The organism is Streptomyces sp. NPDC048504, assembly GCF_043200035.1.
Classification (GTDB): domain Bacteria; phylum Actinomycetota; class Actinomycetes; order Streptomycetales; family Streptomycetaceae; genus Streptomyces.
On the sequence record NZ_JBICXA010000004.1, the window covers coordinates 334,506 to 350,840 of the forward strand.

Sequence of the window (16,335 nt, forward strand, 5' to 3'; positions counted from 1 at the left end):
GAAACGCCTCGGATGCAGATGCGGGGATACGCCGTCGCGGCAACGGTGACCATGCCCTGCCGCCGGGCGCCAATGCCGACAAGACCACGGCCTCCCCCGCGCCCGGCTGCTCATCAACTCCCTTATGGTCACCGGGTTTTACGATCATCAAGCTTTGCCTCGAATCCCGGGGAGCAAGGGCATCAAGTCGCGCGGGCCGTGAGCGCGATGAGCCCTGCCCCGGTGGGGAAAAGGCCGTCAGCCCTCCCTTGATCCGGTGTGTCACCTGGCTCGCAGGGCAGGGCACTCAGAGGGCCTGGGCATGTGCGGGCGTCCAGCGACACGGCAGGGTCGGGTCCGTCGCGGGCCAGGACCCGGGGCGCGCGCCAGCGGGCGCAGGGGCAGGTGATCCGCGACCGTTCAGCAGCTCCCGCGACGCGACGGGCCCGCCTTGGTTCGTGGCCGCTCAGCCCGATCGCGCTGCGTCACTTCCGGATGGATGACGGGTACGAGACCCGTCCGACCGTCGAGAACCAGCAGGTGCGCCGCGCCTGCGTTCATCGCGCCCCTGAAGTAATCCGGGCCCGCGTGGTCAGGGCTGTTCGCTGATGGCTCGGTAGGCCGCGATGAACAGGGTGTGGCACAGGTCGAGCAGTTCTTCGACGGTGGCGTTCTGGTGGCCGAGTGTCCAGTCCACGAGGAGTTCGTTGACTCCGCCGACCAGGCTCATCGTGGTCATGGTGAGTCGGCTGGAGGCGGCTTCCGGGGCGGGGAGCGGTCCGACGACGGCGGCGACCATCGCGGCGAATTCGTGCAGGACCTCACGGCGGCGTACTTCGAGGCGGGGGCTGGCGCCCACGACCTCGATGAGCACCAGGCGGGCCATACGGGCGTCGCCGGCCAGTGTGCGGATGAACACCTCAAGGCCTGCGCGCAGTTGGGCGTCGACATCGGGTGCGGCGGCGGCTGCGGCCTGCGCGGTTTCGGCGCTGATCGTAGCGATCAGGTCGTTGTAGACCCCGGCGAGAAGGTCTTCGCGGTCGCGGAACGACTCGTAGAAGTAGCGCTGGGTCAGTCCGGCGTGCGAGCACACCTGCTTGACGGAGACCGACGCGTATCCGGACGTTCCGAACAGGTCGAGGCCCGCCTGGATGAGGCGGGTGCGGCGCTCCTGCTGTCGTTGCCCCGCTTCGCGTCCGCCGTAGCGCCGGCCGGCGGTCTGTGTGCCGGTCATTTCTCCCCTTCGCAGAGGTGTTGACACCGGTGTGCTCCGAACTGACACTCTAGCTTGTCAGTTCATCTGACACGCCAACGTGTCAGAAGCGCGTGGGGGCCGCTTGCCGCTCAGCGGTCCGCTCACGCTCAGGGCAAGGAAGGGGCTCGACCGTGGCAGCACCGCCCAGACACCCGTATGCGTTCAGCCGGAGAGACCGCAACAGGCTCCCCCACGCACAACCGCTGACCGGCCGAGTGATCGCGGTCACCGGGGCGGGCCGCGGGATCGGGCGTGCCGTCGCGGCCCGGCTCGTCGCGGCCGGAGCCGCCGTAGCGATCGGCGATCTCGACGCGGAGCTTGCCAGGGAGACGGCCGGCGCCATCGGCACGCGTCCCGGTGGCCGACTGCTCGGACTGTCTCTCGACGTCACCGACACACCTTCCTTCGATGACTTCCTGCGCACCGTCGAGACCGAACTGGGGCCGATCGACGTACTGATCAACAACGCCGGAATCATGTGGGTCGGTCCCTTCGAGGAGGAACCGGAGGAAGCCGCCCTGCGCCAGTTCGACGTCAACGTCCACGGCGTACTGCGTGGGATGAAACTGGTGATCCCGGGGATGCGGAAACGCGGTCGCGGCCACGTGGTGAACATCGCCTCCGCCGCCAGCAAGGTCGCCCCGGCCGGCGAGGCGACCTACGCGGCGACGAAGCACGCCCTCCACGGCTACAGCACAGCCGTCCGCGCCGAACTGCGCGGCACCGGCGTGCACGTGTCCCTGGTGATGCCGGGGGTCGTGGACACCGAGCTGGCCGTGGGCACCGCGACCGGCTCCACCCGACGCCTGACGGCGGATCAGGTGGCCGACGCGGTGCTCGACGTCGTGCTGCGCCCGCGGTTCGAGGTCTTCGTTCCCCGCCAGGTGGCCGCCCTGACCCGGTTGGCCGCGCTGCTGCCGGGCCGTGCCCGCGACGCCCTGCATCACCTCCTTGTCCCCGACCAGCTCGCCGCCCTGTCCGACCGGTCGGTCCGCGCGGCCTACGAGCAGCGCACCCGGACCGCCCGCCTGCCCGAAGGATGAGCCCGTGACCACCACGCCCAAGCCGGTGCCCAGCGCGAAGAAGGCCCAGGACAAGGCCCGGGACGCCGCCGCTCCGCGTCCCATCCCCGAATTCGAAGGTGTCCACGACGTATGGCCCCGCGGTGACCGGCTGCGCGCCGTGCGCAGCGCGGCGGCCGCCTACCGTGAGCGGTTCGTCCAGCAGGGCCGCATCCACGCCGTCCGCAGTTTCGACATCGCCGCCGCCCCGTACCCGACCCGGTTCGGCTTCCACGGCGCCGCGCTCGCCGTCAACCCGTTCGTGAGCATCGTCAACCGGATGCTCGTCGTGCAGTTCGACGGCTTCGACGGTGAGCCGAGAACACTGGTGTGGGAGCCGACCGTCGCCGCCGGAACGGCTCAAGCGCCGTTCTACGCCCAGCTCAAGCGGCTGGCGGGAGACTTTCTCACCGAGCACGTCTTCGCCCGCTTCTACCAGGACCCGGACACCGTCCTGCCCTCCTGCGGTCTGCGGCCCGAGGACGTGGACTTCGTCAGCTTCGACCACCTGCACGTCCAGGACGTACGCATGATCATGGGAAGTACCAGCACCATTCCCGGCGAACGGGCGCCCCGCGAAGCCCTGTTCCCGCGCGCCCGGCTGCTGGTGCACCGCAGGGAGCTGGGCACCTTCGAATCGACGCATCCGATGCAGTGGGCCTGGTACGTCGACGGAGGCATGGACGGCGTACCGCCCGAGCGCGTCACCGCATTCGACGGCGATGTCGAACTCGGCGTCGGCGTCAGCCTGTTGTGGACCCCCGGCCACACGGACGGCAACCACTCCCTGGTGCTGAACACCCCCGACGGGGTGTGGGTCTCCTCCGAGAACGGCATCTCGGCCGACAACTGGCAGCCCGAGCTCTCCCGCATCCCCGGGGTGCGCCGCCACGCCGCGTTCTACGGCCATGAGGTGGTGCCCAACGCCAACACCCTGGAGGACTCTCTCGACCAGTACGACTCCATGGTCAAGGAGAAGACCCTCGCCGACCCCAGTCGGCGCGATCCGCGCTGGCTGCAGATCCTGCCCTCCTCGGAACTGGCCCCCTTCAAACGGCACTGGCCGGTGCGGCCCAGCTTCTTCCACGGCGGTCTGGACTACGGCGAGTTGACCCCTGCCGGTGGTGGCCGATGACCGGCCCGGCAGCCCGCCGTATCGCCGCGGACGGCGTGGAGTTGGCCGCCTACCAATGGGGAGCGTCCACGGCCCCTCCGGTGGTGCTGGTCCACGGCTACCCGGACACCAGCGCCGTGTGGCGCCCGGTCGCCGAACGCCTGGCCGACCAATTCCACGTCACCGCCTTCGACGTGCGGGGAGCCGGTGCCTCCCACCGGCCCAGGGGTCTGCGCGCCTACCGGATGTCACGTCTGGAAGCCGACCTGGAGGCGGTGCTCGACGCCGTGAGCCCCGACCGCCCGGTGCACCTGGTCGGACACGACTGGGGATCGATCCATTCCTGGGAGTCGGTCACCGACGCCCGCCTGGCCGGGCGGATCGCCTCGTTCACCTCCATCTCCGGACCCTGCCTGGACCACGTCGGCCACCTGATCCGCGCCCGCCTCCGGCCGCGGCATCCGGACCTGCCGAAGATGCTGCGGCAGGCCGCACGGTCCTGGTACATCGCCTACTTCCATTTCCCGCTCCTGCCCGCCCTGACCTGGAGAGCACTGGGACACCGCTGGCGCACCTTCCTCACCGGTTCCCAAGGCGTGCCCGGGGACACCCCCTACCCCGCGCCGACGCTGGCCCGCGACGCCGTATCCGGCACCGCGCTGTACCGCGCCAACATGCTGCCCCGCCTGCTGCGTCCCCGGAACCGGCGAACCACCGTCCCGATTCAACTCATCATCCCCACCCGCGACTTCTGCGTCACCCCGGTGCTGTCGTACGGAGTGGAGCACTGGACGGGCCGGATACAACGGCGCCCCATCGACGCCGGGCACTGGGTACAGCTCAGCCACCCCGAGGAGGTCGCGTCCCGGATCGCGGAATTCGCCCACCGCGTCGAGGACGGCTCCCGCCGCACTCACACTCCGGACCACACCGCGTACCCGATCTGACAACCCAACAGACCAGCAGTACTGGACGTCTGCCTGACCTCCCCTTCGCACACACCGACCGCTGACGGAGGAACCTGTCATGTTCCGAGCCGCACATGCCCACCCGGAGCGTCCGTCCGAGCCCATCGACCACCACGACCTGGTGCTGCAACCCCGGGACGTCACCTTCGACTGGGGCACCACCCCGCTGCACTGGCTGCCGGGTGAGCCCTTCGCGACGCACACCTTCGATGTGCTCCACCTCATGCTCCCCGAACTCGAACGCTGGTTCGTGCGCACCTTCGAGCAGGCACTGCCACTGATCACCGACGACCGGCTGCGCGAGGACGTGCGCGGTTTCATCGGCCAGGAAGCGATGCACGCCGAGGCGCATCAGGAGGTCCTGGAGCACCTGCTCGCCAAGGGGCTGGACCCGGCTCCGTACACCCGCCAGTCCGAATGGATCTTCCGCAGGGTGCTCGGAGACCGGCCGGAGCTGACACCGGCCGCCACCCACGCGCACCTCCTCCAACGACTCGCCCTCATAGCGGCCTTCGAGCACTTCACCGCGTACATGGGTCACTGGATTCTCAGCAACGGGCACCTGGACCAGGCCGGCGCGGACCCAGCGATGCTCGATCTGTTCCGCTGGCACGGCGCGGAAGAGGTCGAACACCGTTCGGTCGCGTTCGATCTGCTGGTGCACCTCGATCCCCGGTACCGGCGCCGAGTGGTCGGCATGCTCGTCACCGCGCCGGTGCTGACCCGGCTGTGGATCCGCGGAGTCCGCTTCCTGATGAGCGCCGACCCCGAACTCGACGATCGGGTCAAGGTCCGCTTCCGCGACTACCTGGCCGCGGCCCGCAAGGACCTGTTGCCCCCGCCGGTCTCGTTCGCCCGCTCGGTGCTGCGCTACTTCCGCCCCGGCTACCACCCGACCCAGGAGGGCTCGACCCAGCTGGCGGTCGCCTACCTGGCGGCGTCCCCCGCTGCCCGAGCGGCTGCCCAGTGACCCGGCGACCAGCAAGGCATCCCATGGACATCAGCACACCCGTCACCCGGCCGCCGGACCTGTACGGCAGGCCGCGCAGCGACTCCTTCATGCAGAAGCTGGCGGCTTTCAGCGACCACGCGGTCACGCGCCTCGCGCGGCGCAGCACTCCTCGCACTCCTCCCAGGCGTCCGCCGGCCACCGAGATGCCCGTGATCCGGGAACTGATGGTCGCCGCCAAACACCAAGAGGCCGAGGACGTCGTCTCCCTGCGGCTGACTGCTCCCGACGGAGCAGTACTCCCGCCCTGGCAGCCCGGCGCCCACATCGAACTGCACCTGCCCTCCGGCCGCAAGCGGCAGTACTCGCTGTGCGGCGACCCCGCCGACCGGTGCCGGTACCGCATCGCGGTACGCCGCATCGCCGACGGCGCAGGCGGCTCGGCCGAGGTACACGACGCCCTCACAGACGGAATGCGGGTCGCCGTCGCCGGGCCCCGGAACGCCTTCCCCTTCGCCGCCGAGGCATCCATCCTGCTCATCGCGGGCGGCATCGGCATCACCCCCATCCTGCCGATGGCCCGAGAAGCCGCCCGCCGCGGGCTGGACTGGCGGCTCGTGCACACCGGCCGCAGCCGCGCCTCGATGCCCTTCGCGGCAGAACTGGCCGAACTCACGGCCGCAGCCCCCGGCCGGGTCTCCATCCGTCCTGACGACGAGTCCGGCGCGCCCGAAGCAGTCGAACTGTTGAGCGTGAGCCCGGCGGCGGGTGCGGTGTACTGCTGCGGGCCCGCGCCCATGATCGACGGCGTTCGGCGCGCGTTCGGTGACAGCCGCGCGTCCGCCCTGCACTTCGAGCGTTTCGCCCCGGCCCCGATCACGGACGGCCGTCCCTTCGAACTCCAACTGGGCGACACCGGACGGGTTCTGCCGGTGCCGCACGACCGCTCCGCCCTGGATGTTCTCCACGAGGCCCTGCCGGACCTGCCCTTCTCCTGCCGCCAGGGGTTCTGCGGCACCTGCCGGGTACGGGTGGCCCAGGGCCACGTCGATCACCGTGACCGCCGGCTCACCGCCGCCGAACGCGCGGCCGGCGCCATGCTGCCCTGCGTCTCACGTGCACCGGAAGGAGAGCGGTTGGTGCTGGAGGTGTGAGCGATGGCCGAGCGCCCGTCGGGGAAGTCTTGCGTGACGCCCTCCGGCCCTCTTGCCGACGCCGTCAGAGGGGTCTGCACGGTGAGCGGTGCAACTCTTGAGCTGGAAGAGGCAGTTGATGACTGACGTGACGAGTGGCACCGAGGCCGGGAAGGCTGCTGTGAGGGGGCGAGCGCCATGGACGACGGTAGGTCGCCGAGTTGGTTGCGCGCGCCCACTGACGATCTGGGGCATGAGCCCGGTGAGCGGACCGAGGGTGGCCGGGGGAACTACCGCAACAGGCACCGGGCCCAGCCGGTGTCGTCAAGGCACAAGTACCCGTCGTCGCCGAGCTTCTCGGCGACAGATGTCTGCGGGTCGTCGCGGATGTCGTCGGCGCTCCAGGTTGCTCCGTTGAGCGGCCGCTGCAGGCCGTCGAGGATGCGGTGGCCGGCGTACTCGGCCAGTTGCCAGCCGTTCTTGCGGCCGACCGGGCCGAGCAGGACACGGACGTAGTCCCGCATTCGGCGTCGCAGGCCGTGCGGCCGAAGCGGTGGCCGATGCGGAGGAAGAGGTCTTCGAGTTCACGGTCCCAGGTCGTGTCCGCAAGGTCGTCGATCACGTTGGGAGACTGCCCGGATCGCACCGCGGCCAGTTCTGGTATCGACTCCTTGGAGGGGCGGTCCGCCAAGACCGCCCCTGACACGCCATCAGCCAACTACACTCCGCCGGCTCATCCGACTCCGCAGCAATGCGGGTTTCAAGGCTTGAGCACCGCCAGTACATCGTCGAGTGAAACGTTGACGGGGTCACTCATATCGAGGCCATCGAAGGTCTGCCAGACATAGGACGCCGTCCCGTTCTCCCGCAGCGGATGGAAGTCGGCCAAGTCCGGAGCGTCCCGGAACCTGTTGAACGCCTCTTCGGACTCCCATTCGACGACAAACAGAACCTGCCGTGGCGCGAGGTCACCGGCTACGGTGTCTCGGAAACGACCAAACGCCACCATTCGACCACCATATTGCGGAGCCTCTTCAGGCAAGCGGCGGAAGTACGCGAGGTACTTCTCCAAGTCGGCCACGTCAAACATATTCAGGGCGTAGAACTTCTTCTGCGAATTCGCACTCATTGCCAATACCCTCTCCGGTATCAGGAAACTGGCGTTCGCCGCTCCGGGCGGGCGCGGGGCGCCGGCAGCAGAACGCACTTCCAACGCTCGGGTGAAGACTGAGGTCGTACACCTTTTCGGCCCCGCGCGGCGCACAGTCTCGTCGACCAAGGGTCGTTGCCCTTTGCGTCGCACTGAGAAGCCATCCGTGCCCCTGAGCAATGGGGGTCGGAACTCGCCCGCCTCCACAACGGGAAACCGATCGGTTCCCTCATCGTAAACCGATCGGTTTTCGCGTGCAAGTCCGAGCAGGGGGTGCCCTTCGGTGTGCCCCGATGTCCGCGCGAACTGGCTGTCCGTGGCTGGCTTACGATCGGACGGTCCGGCAGCACCCAGCCGCGCTGCCACTTCCCTGTCCTGGTTACCTGCGGCAACCCCCGGGGAACCGCAGCATCGCAACATGGATGGCATGGCAGCCCTCCGACACGGCTCCGGCACGGGGTGTGCTGTGCCTTCGGCGTCGCACACCATTGACAACGGGCTGGTGGAGGCGACTCATTGCACCGCAACCGTACGCATCGTTCGGCGAGTTCGGGCGTATCGCCGTCGCCCCGGACGGGCGCGTCGACAGTGAGGCGGCACCAGGTGCCTGGCGACCATGGCCTCGATCGGTGCCGTGCTCGCGACCTACGGCGCTGTCCCTTCGCTCCTGACGGCGCGGACAGCGTCGACGCGCGGCGTGCAGCCCGCCGCGGTCGGTCGGCACCCGGACTGGTCCCGCGCTCGCCCGGTGTGCAAGACGGTCAGTACCGGCGTGATCGTGGTCGGCGGGGGGCCACCTGACCCGGCTCAAAGGCTGGGCCTGCTCTGATGCCCTCCTGGACAACGCCGCCCCCAGTTCCCTGCTCCACGCACAACAGAGCAGAAGGGTTCACCGAAGCCGTCATGTCGGCCTGCGCCGTGCCTGCCGCCCGCCGATCTCCTCGGTGAGTGCGGCGATCAGCGCATCCCGTGCGCGCTGATCGCCGCCGTTGACGCCGATGTGATCAGCGCCCACTCGCGGCGTTCGACGGGGTATGCCGCCGGTCAACCGGCCATCGCGCTGTCGCCGCCGTCGACCATGAGGTTGGCGCCGTTGACGAACGCCGCCTCGTCGGAGCAGAGGAAGGCCGCGACCCGCGCGATGTCCTCCGGCTGTCCCACCCGGCCCACCGGGATACGCGCCTCCAGCTGCGCCTTCGGCCCGTTCGGATCATCGAGGAAGGGCGCGGTCGCGGAGGTGTGGATCATGCCGGGGGCGACGGTGTTGACCCGGATGTGGTGTGGGGCGCCGGCCGCGCACAGGTGCTTGCTCATCGCCAGCACCCCGCCCTTGGCAGCGCCGTGCGGCACCATCGGCATGAACGGCGCACCCCGCACGGCGGCGACCGACGCCACGTTGAGGACCGCGCCGCCGCCCCGCGCGATCAGGTACGGCCAGGCCGCCTGCGTACAGAAGTAGGGGATGTCCAGCTCGTTCTTGATGGTGAAGTACCAGTCCTCGGCGGGCATCGTCTCGAACGGCCCGTTCCGTAGCGCCGAGGCATTGTTGTAAAGGATGTCGACACCGCCGAAGGCTGCGATCCCTGCCTCGATCCACTCCTCGGCACCGCCCTCGGTCGACAGGTCGACGGGGGCGAGGGACTTCATGACTCCCCCGGCCTTCTCCACCAGTTCCAGCGTTTCCTCCGCGGCATCGGCATTGATGTCACAGCCGAATACGGAGGCCCCTTCCGCGGCAAACACCTGGGCAGCGGCCCGCCCAATTCCAGCCCCTGTTCCGCTGATGAAGGCGATTTTCCCGGACAGTCGACCCATGATTGCCAGATCCCTTGTTCCATGCCGCCGGAGTGCGGTGCTCGAAGCGTAGGTACGCCGGATTGGCAAGAACAAGGATCCGTGGCGCCCAGGGACATCGCCCCTTCAGATGGCTGGTATGACCGCGACAGACGTCCCGCCATCCGGGCCACAAGCTCTCGCCCTCAACGAACAGGCCCACAATTCGAGACGGATGAGCAGCACATTCGTGATGTCGACCAACGGCCTTACGGGACCGGCGACTCCGGCGTTGTTGACGAGCAACGACACCTCCTCGTCGGCGAGTTCAGCGGTCAGGGCACTTACGTCCGCGGGGTCGGAGACATCGCAGGAGGCTGTACGGGCTTGTCCGCCGTCCTTCTCGACCTGTGCCGCCGCGTCCGCGAGCGCCGTCTCGTTGCGCCCGACCAGGATCACCCGGGCCCCGGCGTCCGCGAGAGCCAGCGCGAAAGCGCGCCCCAGCGGTCCCCCCGGCACCCGTGATCAGTGCCGTACGGCCGTCCAGGGACATGGGGCGTTCCGAGGTCACGGGGTGTTCCATGGCAGTTCGTCGCCCGCGGCCTTCGCGACCCCTACGTCACCAGCGCGAGCGTGCCCCTCGAACAGTTCCACGCGGGCCGCCCGCCCGCACAGCCGGCCGAGCAGCGCCTGGGAGCCGATGTCGGTGACCTCCTGGTAGGTCACCGTCAAGACATTCCGTCGACGCACATGACCGCAAACACCTCACCTCACCGCGACACCACACCCCGGCACACCGCAGCCGACGCCGGCCCGCCCAGCCGCCGATTTTCGAGGAACCCCCTGTCCGCGGCCTGAATGTGACGGAAGATCCCCGCATGACTCAACATCAGAGCGACCCGGCACCGGCGACCGGCGCGGCCGACTCCTACCTGGCGGGGCTTCGTGAACGGCTGGCCGCCGACGGGTCGGTGGTGACCGGGACCACCTGGCGCGACCGCCCGGTGATGATAGGCAGCCGGTCGGACCGCAAGGCGCGGTGGTTCGGCACCAAGGCGGAACTGTTCGTCCTCGCCGCCTCGGTCCCCGAGGTCGACCAGGCCCTGCTGGCCGAGTACACCGGGTGGGCCCTGGACTACGCGAAGAACCTGCGGGGCGGGCTGGCCGGCGCCCGCAACGCCGCGCTGATCCTGCCCGCACTGGTCACCGGCAACGCCCGGCCCGACGCGCGGACATGGGCCGCCAAGGACGCCCGGGTCCTCGGAACGTCCCTCATAGGACGGCCCATCACCGTGGAGACGTCGGGGTCGGGAGTCATCCGGGTCACCATGTACCGGGGCAGGAGCATGTACGGCGGGATGTTCACGGGGCACGTCCTGGAGAAGGCCGCACTTTACTTCCCCTAGCAACTCCCCTGATAACTCTCCCTGATTGATCGGGTATCGGGTATCGGGCAGGGGCAGATACCGGGGACCGCAACCCGGCTGAATCGTTCACCCCACCGAACGGCGGGAGTTCGCCCCGTACGCTCACCTCGTCAGCCGATGGGCTCCGGCATCGGCCGGACGTCGTAGGAGAGGCCGATGACGTCCCCGCCCGCCGGGTCGGCCAGTTCCACACGCCAGCCGTCGGCGAACTGGTCGACACCCGCGGCCATGGGGATCGTCCCGGAGATCAGGACAGTCCCGGGAATCAGCTCGCCGCGGGAACGCAGAACGTCAACCCAGTAGGCCGGGGTGAGCAGTTCGGCCAGTGTGCCGGTCTGGATCTCGGTCTCCGAGCCGGCGTGACTGACCCACGCGCGCAGGGTGAGTTCGTCGATACGGGACTCCACATCGGCCAGCCGCCAGGCGCGGCGCGCGAGGACATCTGGGCCGGCATTCTTGCTCCACGCCACCCCGTGGACCTCCAAATCACGGTCGGTGTGATCGCACGCGGCGGTCAGCAGCAGCTCCCCGCCCTCCGCGACGACCAGCGCCCATTCCGCCTCGCCGGAAGTGCGCCCGTGCTGGACCGCGACCCGCTCCGTCTGCTGGGCGAGGTACGGGGAGACGGGATAGAGCGCCGGCGTCACGGACGGACCCGGCACGCCCAGCTCGGCGAGTTCGGCGACGTGCGCGGCGACATCGTCCTGGCTGCGCCCGGCGTACCCGGCGTTGAGGACCTGGACGACATCGACGTCGCGCGTCGATCCGTCGGGCAGTTCGAAGGTCAGCACGGACATGAGGGCACTCCCAAGGATCGGGGAAGAGGGAACGGAAGCCCGAGGAACCGGGCTCGGACCACGGCGAGCGGGCCCGCGGAACCTGATTTCTCCACGGTTAACTTCCGGCGCGGGGCTTGCGCATACGACCTGTATACAAGAAGTATGCCAGAAGGTCGATGTCCCCGAGCAAGGATGGGCCCCATGCACGACACCCCGAAGAGCGACGCCGGGGCCGCGGAGAAGCGCTCCGGCGTCCGCCGCGCCTTCGTCGCCAGCCTCACCGGCACCGCCCTGGAGTGGTACGACTTCGCCGTCTACTCCGCCGCCGCGGCCCTCGTCTTCGGCGACCTCTTCTTCCCCTCCGAGGACCCGCTCACCGGCACACTCCTCGCGTTCTCCACCTACGCGGTCGGCTACCTCTCCCGCCCCCTCGGCGGCTTCGTCTTCGGCCGGCTCGGCGATGTGATCGGCCGCAAGAAGGTGCTGATCGCCACCCTCGTCCTGATCGGGGTGGCCACGTTCATGATCGGCCTGCTGCCCGCCTACGGCACGATCGGCGTGGCCGCGCCCATCGCGCTTGTCGTGCTGCGCTTCGCCCAGGGCGTCGGCGTGGGCGGCGAGTGGGGCGGCGCCGTCCTGCTGTCCAGCGAGTTCGGCGACTCCCGCCGCCGGGGCTTCTACGCCTCCGCCGCACAGGTGGGCCCGCCCGCGGGCAACCTGCTCGCCAACGGCGTGCTCGCCGCCCTCGGCGCCCTGCTGACCGAGGCGCAGTTCGAGTCGTGGGGGTGGCGGGTCGCGTTCCTGCTCTCCGGTGTACTGGTCGGCTTCGGGCTCTGGATCCGCGCCAAGCTGGAGGAGACCCCGGTCTTCAAGGCGATGGAAGCCGAACAGTCCCGCCCCCAGACCCCCATCCGCGAGGTCTTCACCACCCAGCCCCGCGCCCTCACCGCCGCGATCCTCTGCCGGGTCGGCCCGGACGTCCTCTACGCGATGTTCACTGTCTTCGTGCTGACGTACGCCACCCAGGAACTCGACATGTCACGCGGCTCCGCCCTCGCCGCCGTGCTCATCGGCTCCTCGGTCCAGGTCTTCCTGATGCCCCTGGCCGGCGCCCTCTCCGACCGCGTCAACCGCCGCCTGCTGTACGGCATTTCAGCGGTGGCCGCCGCGGTGTGGCCGTTCGTGTTCTTCCCGATGGCCGCCGGCGGTTCCTGGCTGCCGCTCGCCGCCGGAGTCCTCGTCGCCCTGGTGATCCACTGCTGCCTCTACGGCCCGCAGGCCGCCTTCATCGCCGAACAGTTCTCGCCCCGCCTGCGCTACACCGGCTCCTCGCTGGCCTACACCCTGGCCGGAATCATCGGCGGCGCCATCGCCCCGCTCCTGTTCACCACCCTGCTGAGCGCCTACGACAGCTGGGTACCGCTGGCCCTCTACATCGCCCTCGCCTCCGCGATCTCCCTGGTGGGCGTCATGCTGGGCCGCAATCCCGAGGCCGCCGTGGACGAGGACGAACAGCTCGCCGCACCGAAGACCCCGGCCACGGCAGACCTCCACTGACAACACCCACACCACCCCTCCCCGGACAAGGAGGCACCGCGTCATGCGGATCGCCCTCAGCCAGCTCACCACCGGCCCCGACCCCGAGAAGAACCTGCGCCTCGTCGAGGAGTGGACGCGCCGCGCCGCCGACGCCGGAGCCCGCGTCGTCGTCTTCCCGGAGGCCTCGATGGCCTGCTTCGGCACACCGCTGACCCCGCTCGCCCAGCCCCTCGACGGACCGTGGGCCGACGGCGTCCGCGAGATCGCCCGGTCGACCGGCACGGTCGTCGTCGCCGGCATGTTCACCCCGGCCGACGAGGGCCGGGTGACCAACACCCTGCTGGCCACCGGACCCGGCGTCGAGGAGTCGTACGACAAGATCCATCTCTACGACGCCTTCGGCTTCCGCGAGTCCGAGACCGTGGCCCCGGGTTCGCGCCCCGCCGTGATCGACGTGGACGGCGTCCGGCTGGGTCTGGCGACCTGCTACGACGTCCGCTTCCCCGAACTGTTCCGGGCGCACGCCGACGCCGGGGCGGTGGGCACCCTGCTGGCTGCCTCCTGGGGCGCGGGCCCCGGCAAGCTCGACCAGTGGGAACTGCTGGTGCGGGCCCGCGCGTTGGACGCCACCGTGTGGATCGCCGCCGTCGGCCAGGCCGATCCCGGGACCGGTCCGGGCCCGGTGCCGACCGGCGTCGGGCACAGCCTGGTGGTCGGCCCCGACGGGACCGTACGGGCCTCCCTCGGCGCCGAGCCGGAGCTGCTCGTGACCGACCTGGACGTCGACGAGGTCGGCACGGTCCGCGAGAAGACGTCCGTGCTGGCGAACCGGCGACCGGAGATGTGGCGATGAGCGGACCCGAGCTGGAGTTCCACCTTCCCGACGGACCCTGGCGCCCACCGGCCGGCGCCGGACCCGGTGTCGAGGAGTGCGTGCTGGCCGAGGATCCGGAGAGCGGGCGGCGCACCGCGCTCGTCCGGTGGGCGCCGGGCACGGACTCCTCGGCCGCGGGCGTGGCCCTGCACGACGTATGGGAGGAGGTATATCTCGTCGAGGGGGCGATGCACGACCTGACGCTGGACCGCACCTTCACGGCGGGCATGTACGCCTGCCGTCCTCCGGGCATGCCGCACGGGCCGTGGACCTCGGCGGACGGTGTGACGATGCTCGTGATCACCTACCCCTGACCGCCGAGGAGCGGCTTCAGCCGTCGAGGAGCACCTTGAGGGTTGACTGCAGGTGGTGGTCGATGGCCGCGCAGGCGGCCTGCGCGTCACCGGCGGCGAGGGCGTCGACGATGGCCTCGTGCTCGTCGAGCACGGCCTTCTGCCGGCCCTGCTGGTTGAAGACGGCGACCACTCCGGCGCGGACCTGCCGGCTGCGCAGACCGTCGTAGTGCCGGTCCAGAAGAGTGTTCCCTACGGCCGACACCAGGGACGCGTGGAAGCGGTGGTCCACGGCGATGAACTCGTGGGCCTCCTCGGCGCCGGTGAGCGCGCGCTGCTGTTCCAGCAGGGAGCGGAGTTCCTCCAGGGGCGCCCGCCCGGCCGCGACGAGCCGCTCGGCCGCGTACCGCTCGGCCATGCCGCGCAGCTCCATCAGCTCCCGGACCTCGCGCCCCGTCAGGGGCGCCACCCGGGCACCGCGCTTGGGCACGAGTTCGACCAGGTCCTCCGCGGCGAGCATCAGCAGCGCCTCGCGGATGGGGGTGCGGGAGACACCGATACGATCGGCGAGCTCCTGCTCCGACAGGAAGGCCCCCTGCATCTCGGGGTCCGTCAGCACCGTGTCCTTGAGATACGCGTAGGCCTTCTCCCGACCGGACGCCACGGCAACCCCCAGACATCGCATACAGTTTGTATACGGACGCTACCACGCACGCTCCCGCCCACCGGAGCCGTACGGCGCCCCGCCTCCGGAAGCCGGCGCCGACGCACGAGCTCTGCTCTGTGGATAGAGTTCGACGGACTGGACTCCGATCAGAGCCCTTTGACGTAACGGCCTGGCGTTCGGCACACGGTCACGCCAGGCAGAGGGTGCAACACACCGAAAGTGACAGAATTGACCATGAGCAACGTCTACTTCGACATCACCATCGACGGCGCCCCGGCCGGCCGCATCGTCTTCAACCTCTTCGACGATGTCGTCCCGAAGACCGCCCGCAACTTCCGCGAGCTGGCCACCGGGCAGAACGGTTACGGCTACGCCGGTTCGGGCTTCCACCGCGTCATCCCGCAGTTCATGCTGCAGGGCGGTGACTTCACCAACCACAACGGCACCGGTGGCAAGAGCATCTACGGTGAGAAGTTCGCGGACGAGAACTTCGACCTGAAGCACGACCGCCCGTACCTGCTGTCGATGGCGAACGCCGGCCGCAACACCAACGGCTCGCAGTTCTTCGTCACCACCGTCGTCACCTCGTGGCTCGACGGCAAGCACGTCGTCTTCGGCGAGGCCGTCGAGGGCACGGAGATCATCGACAAGATCGAGTCCCTGGGCTCGCAGTCGGGCGCCACGAAGGCCAAGATCGAGATCGCCGCTTCCGGCGTCGTCGAGGGCTGACCCGGACGCAGGAACAGCGCACTTCCATACGCGGGCCCCGAGGACGACGCTTCGTCCTCGGGGCCCGCGTCATATCCAGGCAGGCAGGCTAATCCACCGCCTCGACCACTCCCCCTACGATTGCGGCGAGTACCGATTTCCGAACAAGCCGCGCAACCCGAGGCAACCGTTCCCTGATGGCGTCGGCAGCTTTCTCCGACGTGTGGAACAGGTAATCCGCAAGGGAGCCGGAAAAACCCACAGGGTAAAGCAATTCATCGCGAAGCGTAAATATCTTGAGACTTCCACCCCGCAACGCCGCGACCTGGCGGATCTCGTCGTAGCTCACCTCTTGGGAACCGATCGGGTTGAGAACGACGAGTATTTCCCGCCTCAATACCATCGCGCAGGTTCCCAGTTGCCGGATGATCGCAGCCGTAGCGCACATCACTGCCGCGACAAGCCACAGACCGCCCGGATCTCCACGACCCGCATTGACTCGAAATCCCCAGGCATACATGATCCCGAGCGCAATGACACAACCCCAGCTGAAGACGGGCCACGACCGCCGCCCAAGGACCGGCCCGTCCCTGCGCGACAGGACTTCTCTCTTCATCGCCAAAGCGTATGGAGCGTGAAATCGGGTTGTCACCGGTCTGAGCAATG

19 protein-coding genes are annotated in these 16,335 nt (G+C 69.3%); 10 read left to right on the forward strand and 9 right to left on the reverse strand.

The window, feature by feature from the left end; translation table 11 throughout:
- Positions 1-571: 571 nt before the first annotated feature.
- On the reverse strand, positions 572-1,213 hold the full coding sequence (locus ACGFY9_RS12390) for a TetR/AcrR family transcriptional regulator (protein WP_393753671.1): 642 nt from the start codon (positions 1,211-1,213) through the stop codon (positions 572-574).
- Between the two features lie 152 nt (positions 1,214-1,365).
- On the opposite strand from ACGFY9_RS12390, the gene ACGFY9_RS12395 reads away from it, so the two are divergent.
- The 5 genes from ACGFY9_RS12395 (at position 1,366) to ACGFY9_RS12415 (ending at position 6,480) form a co-directional block, all read left to right on the forward strand.
- Entirely contained in the window at positions 1,366-2,277 is a 912-nt protein-coding gene (locus ACGFY9_RS12395) for an SDR family oxidoreductase (RefSeq protein WP_393753672.1), read from the forward strand.
- Between the two features lie 4 nt (positions 2,278-2,281).
- Positions 2,282-3,430, forward strand: a complete 1,149-nt coding sequence (locus ACGFY9_RS12400) for a hypothetical protein (RefSeq protein WP_393753673.1) — start codon at positions 2,282-2,284, stop codon at positions 3,428-3,430.
- Entirely contained in the window at positions 3,427-4,356 is a 930-nt protein-coding gene (locus tag ACGFY9_RS12405) for an alpha/beta fold hydrolase (protein ID WP_393753674.1), read from the forward strand. Before ACGFY9_RS12400 ends, ACGFY9_RS12405 begins: the two co-directional genes overlap by 4 nt.
- A 79-nt stretch (positions 4,357-4,435) precedes the next feature.
- A complete protein-coding gene (locus ACGFY9_RS12410) occupies positions 4,436-5,347 on the forward strand; it encodes a metal-dependent hydrolase (protein ID WP_393753675.1) in 912 nt (303 codons plus the stop codon).
- A 23-nt stretch (positions 5,348-5,370) separates the two neighbouring features.
- Positions 5,371-6,480, forward strand: a complete 1,110-nt coding sequence (locus tag ACGFY9_RS12415) for a PDR/VanB family oxidoreductase (RefSeq protein ID WP_393753676.1) — start codon at positions 5,371-5,373, stop codon at positions 6,478-6,480.
- A 269-nt stretch (positions 6,481-6,749) separates the two neighbouring features.
- On the opposite strand, the gene ACGFY9_RS12420 is transcribed toward ACGFY9_RS12415, so the two are convergent.
- The 5 genes from ACGFY9_RS12420 to ACGFY9_RS12440 all read right to left on the reverse strand — a co-directional run bounded on the left by ACGFY9_RS12420 (position 6,750) and on the right by ACGFY9_RS12440 (position 10,108).
- Positions 6,750-6,983 (reverse strand): hypothetical protein, encoded by a 234-nt coding sequence (locus tag ACGFY9_RS12420; protein ID WP_393753677.1) that lies wholly within the window; start codon positions 6,981-6,983, stop codon positions 6,750-6,752.
- Positions 6,984-7,219: 236 nt separating this feature from the next.
- Complete coding sequence (locus ACGFY9_RS12425) at positions 7,220-7,588, reverse strand: DUF1330 domain-containing protein (protein ID WP_393753678.1); 369 nt, start codon at positions 7,586-7,588, stop codon at positions 7,220-7,222.
- A gap of 1,065 nt (positions 7,589-8,653) precedes the next feature.
- The gene (locus tag ACGFY9_RS12430; protein WP_393753679.1) at positions 8,654-9,424 is read right to left on the reverse strand and encodes an SDR family NAD(P)-dependent oxidoreductase; all 771 of its coding nucleotides are present in this window, start codon (positions 9,422-9,424) and stop codon (positions 8,654-8,656) included.
- A 105-nt stretch (positions 9,425-9,529) separates the two neighbouring features.
- Positions 9,530-9,901: an SDR family NAD(P)-dependent oxidoreductase gene (locus tag ACGFY9_RS12435; protein WP_393753680.1), complete on the reverse strand. Its 372-nt coding sequence runs from the start codon at positions 9,899-9,901 to the stop codon at positions 9,530-9,532.
- A gap of 48 nt (positions 9,902-9,949) precedes the next feature.
- A complete protein-coding gene (locus ACGFY9_RS12440) occupies positions 9,950-10,108 on the reverse strand; it encodes a hypothetical protein (RefSeq protein ID WP_393753681.1) in 159 nt (52 codons plus the stop codon).
- A gap of 152 nt (positions 10,109-10,260) precedes the next feature.
- Here ACGFY9_RS12440 and ACGFY9_RS12445 point away from each other — a divergent pair, with 152 nt between their 5' ends.
- Positions 10,261-10,788: a hypothetical protein gene (locus tag ACGFY9_RS12445; RefSeq protein ID WP_393753682.1), complete on the forward strand. Its 528-nt coding sequence runs from the start codon at positions 10,261-10,263 to the stop codon at positions 10,786-10,788.
- 131 nt (positions 10,789-10,919) lie between these two features.
- Here ACGFY9_RS12445 and ACGFY9_RS12450 read toward each other — a convergent pair whose 3' ends face one another.
- Positions 10,920-11,606, reverse strand: coding sequence for a DUF2848 domain-containing protein (locus tag ACGFY9_RS12450; RefSeq protein ID WP_393753683.1), 687 nt, complete (start codon positions 11,604-11,606; stop codon positions 10,920-10,922).
- Between the two features lie 183 nt (positions 11,607-11,789).
- On the opposite strand from ACGFY9_RS12450, the gene ACGFY9_RS12455 reads away from it, so the two are divergent.
- Genes ACGFY9_RS12455 through ACGFY9_RS12465 form a run of 3 tightly spaced genes read left to right on the forward strand, consistent with a single transcriptional unit; the run spans position 11,790 to position 14,315 of the window.
- Positions 11,790-13,145, forward strand: a complete 1,356-nt coding sequence (locus ACGFY9_RS12455; protein ID WP_393753684.1) for an MFS transporter — start codon at positions 11,790-11,792, stop codon at positions 13,143-13,145.
- Between the two features lie 43 nt (positions 13,146-13,188).
- Positions 13,189-13,980, forward strand: coding sequence for a carbon-nitrogen hydrolase family protein (locus tag ACGFY9_RS12460; protein ID WP_393753685.1), 792 nt, complete (start codon positions 13,189-13,191; stop codon positions 13,978-13,980).
- Positions 13,977-14,315: a cupin domain-containing protein gene (locus ACGFY9_RS12465; protein ID WP_393753686.1), complete on the forward strand. Its 339-nt coding sequence runs from the start codon at positions 13,977-13,979 to the stop codon at positions 14,313-14,315. Before ACGFY9_RS12460 ends, ACGFY9_RS12465 begins: the two co-directional genes overlap by 4 nt.
- Before the next feature lie 16 nt (positions 14,316-14,331).
- Here the strand turns inward: ACGFY9_RS12465 and ACGFY9_RS12470 are convergent, their stop codons facing one another.
- Positions 14,332-14,958: a GntR family transcriptional regulator gene (locus ACGFY9_RS12470; protein WP_393753687.1), complete on the reverse strand. Its 627-nt coding sequence runs from the start codon at positions 14,956-14,958 to the stop codon at positions 14,332-14,334.
- A gap of 237 nt (positions 14,959-15,195) precedes the next feature.
- Here ACGFY9_RS12470 and ACGFY9_RS12475 point away from each other — a divergent pair, with 237 nt between their 5' ends.
- Positions 15,196-15,690, forward strand: a complete 495-nt coding sequence (locus ACGFY9_RS12475; protein ID WP_393753688.1) for a peptidylprolyl isomerase — start codon at positions 15,196-15,198, stop codon at positions 15,688-15,690.
- Positions 15,691-15,778: 88 nt separating this feature from the next.
- Here the strand turns inward: ACGFY9_RS12475 and ACGFY9_RS12480 are convergent, their stop codons facing one another.
- Positions 15,779-16,285: a hypothetical protein gene (locus tag ACGFY9_RS12480; protein ID WP_393753689.1), complete on the reverse strand. Its 507-nt coding sequence runs from the start codon at positions 16,283-16,285 to the stop codon at positions 15,779-15,781.
- Positions 16,286-16,335: the final 50 nt, after the last annotated feature.